The following is a 3,167-nucleotide window of genomic DNA, read 5'->3' as shown; positions in this document are numbered from 1 at the left end:
ACCCAGCTCCTCAAGTGAGGTCTCGAACAGGCTTTTGCTCTTGTCGCTCACCGCAAACCCGCCATTGAAAAATCACCCTGGTATTTGCCGCTCTTGCTGCCACGAACAGCTTGATTTCGTTCATGCTAGCAACCGCGAAAATGCGTGTCCAACGCGCAGCTATGCTTTTGCCTGATCACAGGCGTGATAGTGTCATGTCAGACAAATCAGGCGAGGCAAACAGCAGGATATGAAGACACGGCATTTCGACCGCATCGGCAATGGCGGCATCAGTTTCACCGAGCTCGGCTTCGGCGCGGCGCCGCTCGGCAATCTCTACCGTGCCGTCTCCGACGAGGACGCCAACGCTACGCTGGAGGCCGCCTGGGCGACCGGCTGCCGCTACTACGACACCGCGCCGCTCTATGGGCTCGGCCTCTCGGAAACGCGGCTCAACCCGTTCCTGCGCGGCAAGAAGCGCGACGACTATGTGCTGTCGAGCAAGGTCGGCCGCATCATGCGTGCCTGCCCGCCCGAAGAGCGCACCGGCATCGGCAAGTTCTTCGACACGCCATCACGCCGCGAGGTGTACGACTACAGCTATGACGGTGTCATGCGCTCGTTCGAAGCCTCGCTTGAGCGCCTCGGCGTCGACCGGATCGACATCCTCTTCGTGCACGATGTCGACATCTTCACGCATGGCAGCAAGGAAGCCTCCGACCGGCGCATCGAGGAGTTCATGCGCTCGGGCTATTACGGCCTGCTGTCGCTGCGCGACCAGGGCGTGATCAAGGCGTTCGGCGGCGGCATCAATGAGTGGCAGGTCGCGCAGACGCTGGCTGAGCGCGGCGACTTCGATCTGTTCCTGCTGGCCGGGCGCTATACGCTCTTGGAACAGGAGGCGCTGACGTCCTTCCTGCCGCTCTGCCAGGCACGCGGCATCGGCATCGTTCTCGGCGGACCCTACAACTCCGGCATCCTCGCAACAGGGCCGAAGCCCGGAGCCTACTACAACTACTCCGAAGCGCCGAAGGACATACTCGACCGGGTCGCCGGGATCGAGAACGTCTGCAAGCGTCATGGTGTCAGGCTGATCGAGGCCGCCCTGCAATTCCCGCTGCTGCATCCTTCAGTCGTTTCGGTGATCCCCGGTGGCCAACGGCCGAGCGAAGTCGAGAGCAATCGCTCGCTGCTCGATGCGAAACTGCCCGCAGCACTTTGGGCGGATCTCAAGGAGGAAGGTCTTATGCGCACTGATGCGCCGACCGCATAAGCCGGCCGCGTCGCGTCAGCGTCGGGCACCAAAATGAAAAGCCGGGCAAGCCCGGCTTTTCTGGTCGCATGAACCGGCGTAGGGCACCAAAATGAAAAGCCGGGCAAGCCCGGCTTTTCTGAGGTCTCTGAAAAGAAAAAACGCTTAGTTGACTGCGTCCTTGAGGCCTTTGCCGGCCGAGAACTTCGGCACGGTACGCGCCGGGATCTTCACTTCGGCGCCGGTCTGAGGATTGCGGCCGGTCGAGGCGGCACGCTTTGACACGGTGAAATTGCCAAAGCCGACAAGCCGGACATCGCCGCCCTTCTTCAGTTCGCCGGTGATCACGGAAAATACCGCATCGACCGCCGACTGCGCGTCACCCTTCGAAATGCTCGCGGCGTCGGCGACAGCGGACACCAGTTCGTTCTTGTTCATAAAAATTCCCTTCCATGAGAACACCGGAACTATCGACTCATCCGGCAGGAAACGGACTTTAGAAAGAAGCGCTCCCGCAACCAAGTCGAAAAGGCAGGAAAAAAGCGGAAAAAGCCCGGAATTCCGGGGTTTTTCACATGAAAAAGCCGGGCGTCAGGCCCGGCTCTCCGTTTGTGCGCTGCAACCTCGACGAAAACCAACGCATGGCCCCGAAAACCGTAGCCGGTTTGCGGCAAGGGCCATGCGCAAGTCTGGGCGTTAGAGCGTCCTTTGTGCGTCCAGATGGACGCCCGGCGCTCTAATGCGCCAGGGACTTTCCAGCGTCGTCGGCACTGTCTGTCGCAGCCGGCGGATTGACCGGCTCGACCCATTCGATCGGCTCCGGCATACGCACCAGCGCGTGGCGCAACACCTCGCCGACACGTGAGACCGGAATGATCTCCATGCCGTTCTTCACATTGTCCGGAATCTCCGCCAGGTCCTTGGCATTGTCTTCCGGGATCAGCACCTTCTTGATGCCGCCGCGCAGTGCGGCGAGCAGCTTCTCCTTGAGCCCGCCGATCGGCAGGATGCGGCCGCGAAGCGTTATCTCGCCGGTCATCGCCACATCCGCCCGGACCGGAATACCCGTCAGTACCGATACAATGGCTGTCGCCATGGCAGCACCTGCAGACGGGCCGTCCTTCGGCGTGGCGCCTTCCGGCAAGTGCACGTGGATGTCGCGCTTGTCGAACAGCGGCGGCTCGATGCCGAAATCGACGGCGCGCGAGCGGACATAGGAGGCCGCCGCCGAAATCGATTCCTTCATCACGTCGCGCAAATTGCCGGTCACCGTCATGCGGCCCTTGCCGGGCATCATGACGCCTTCGACCGTCAGCAGCTCGCCGCCGACTTCCGTCCAGGCGAGTCCGGTAACGACACCGACCTGATCGTCAGCCTCGACCTGACCGAAGCGGAAGCGTTCAACACCGAGGTAATCGGCGAGGTTCGCCGCCGTGATGTTCACCGTCTTCTTCTTCGTCTTCAGGATCTCGGTCACCGCCTTGCGCCCGAGCTTCATCAGCTCGCGCTCCAGGCTTCTGACGCCCGCTTCACGGGTGTAGGTCTGGACGATGGCGCGGATCGCGTCCTCACCGACGGAAAACTCCTTCGGCTGCAGCGCGTGATCGCGGATCACCTTAGGCATCAGGTGCCGCTTGGCGATCTCGATCTTCTCGTCCTCGGTGTAGCCGGCGATACGGATGATCTCCATGCGGTCCATCAAGGGCGCCGGGATGTTCAGCGTGTTCGCCGTCGTCACGAACATGACGCTCGACAGATCGTATTCGACCTCGAGGTAGTGGTCCATGAACGTCGAGTTCTGTTCCGGATCGAGGACCTCGAGCAACGCCGATGACGGATCGCCACGGAAGTCCTGGCCCATCTTGTCGATCTCGTCGAGCAGGAAGAGCGGGTTGGACTTCTTGGCCTTCTTCATCGACTGGATGACCTTGCCGGG

Annotated in this window: 3 protein-coding genes; 1 reads left to right on the top strand and 2 read right to left on the bottom strand. The window is 61.5% G+C overall.

Going from position 1 to position 3,167, the window contains the following annotated elements; genetic code table 11:
• Positions 1-229 precede the first annotated feature (229 nt).
• Complete coding sequence (locus ENZ75_RS26280) at positions 230-1,252, top strand: aldo/keto reductase (protein WP_063167791.1); 1,023 nt, start codon at positions 230-232, stop codon at positions 1,250-1,252.
• A 144-nt stretch (positions 1,253-1,396) separates the two neighbouring features.
• On the opposite strand, the gene ENZ75_RS26275 is transcribed toward ENZ75_RS26280, so the two are convergent.
• Both ENZ75_RS26275 and ENZ75_RS26270 read right to left on the bottom strand, forming a co-directional pair.
• Positions 1,397-1,669 carry an HU family DNA-binding protein gene (locus tag ENZ75_RS26275; RefSeq protein ID WP_006201846.1) on the bottom strand — a complete coding sequence of 91 codons (273 nt, stop codon included), beginning with the start codon at positions 1,667-1,669 and terminating at the stop codon, positions 1,397-1,399.
• Between the two features lie 298 nt (positions 1,670-1,967).
• Positions 1,968-3,167: S16 family serine protease (locus ENZ75_RS26270; RefSeq protein ID WP_128278428.1), on the bottom strand; the 1,200-nt coding region annotated here is incomplete at its 5' end.

Source organism: Mesorhizobium sp. M7A.F.Ca.CA.002.04.1.1 (genome assembly GCF_004022805.1).
Classification (GTDB): domain Bacteria; phylum Pseudomonadota; class Alphaproteobacteria; order Rhizobiales; family Rhizobiaceae; genus Mesorhizobium; species Mesorhizobium ciceri.
Note: the sequence above shows the minus strand (reverse complement) of the source record. Positions and strands in the feature narration are given on the sequence as shown.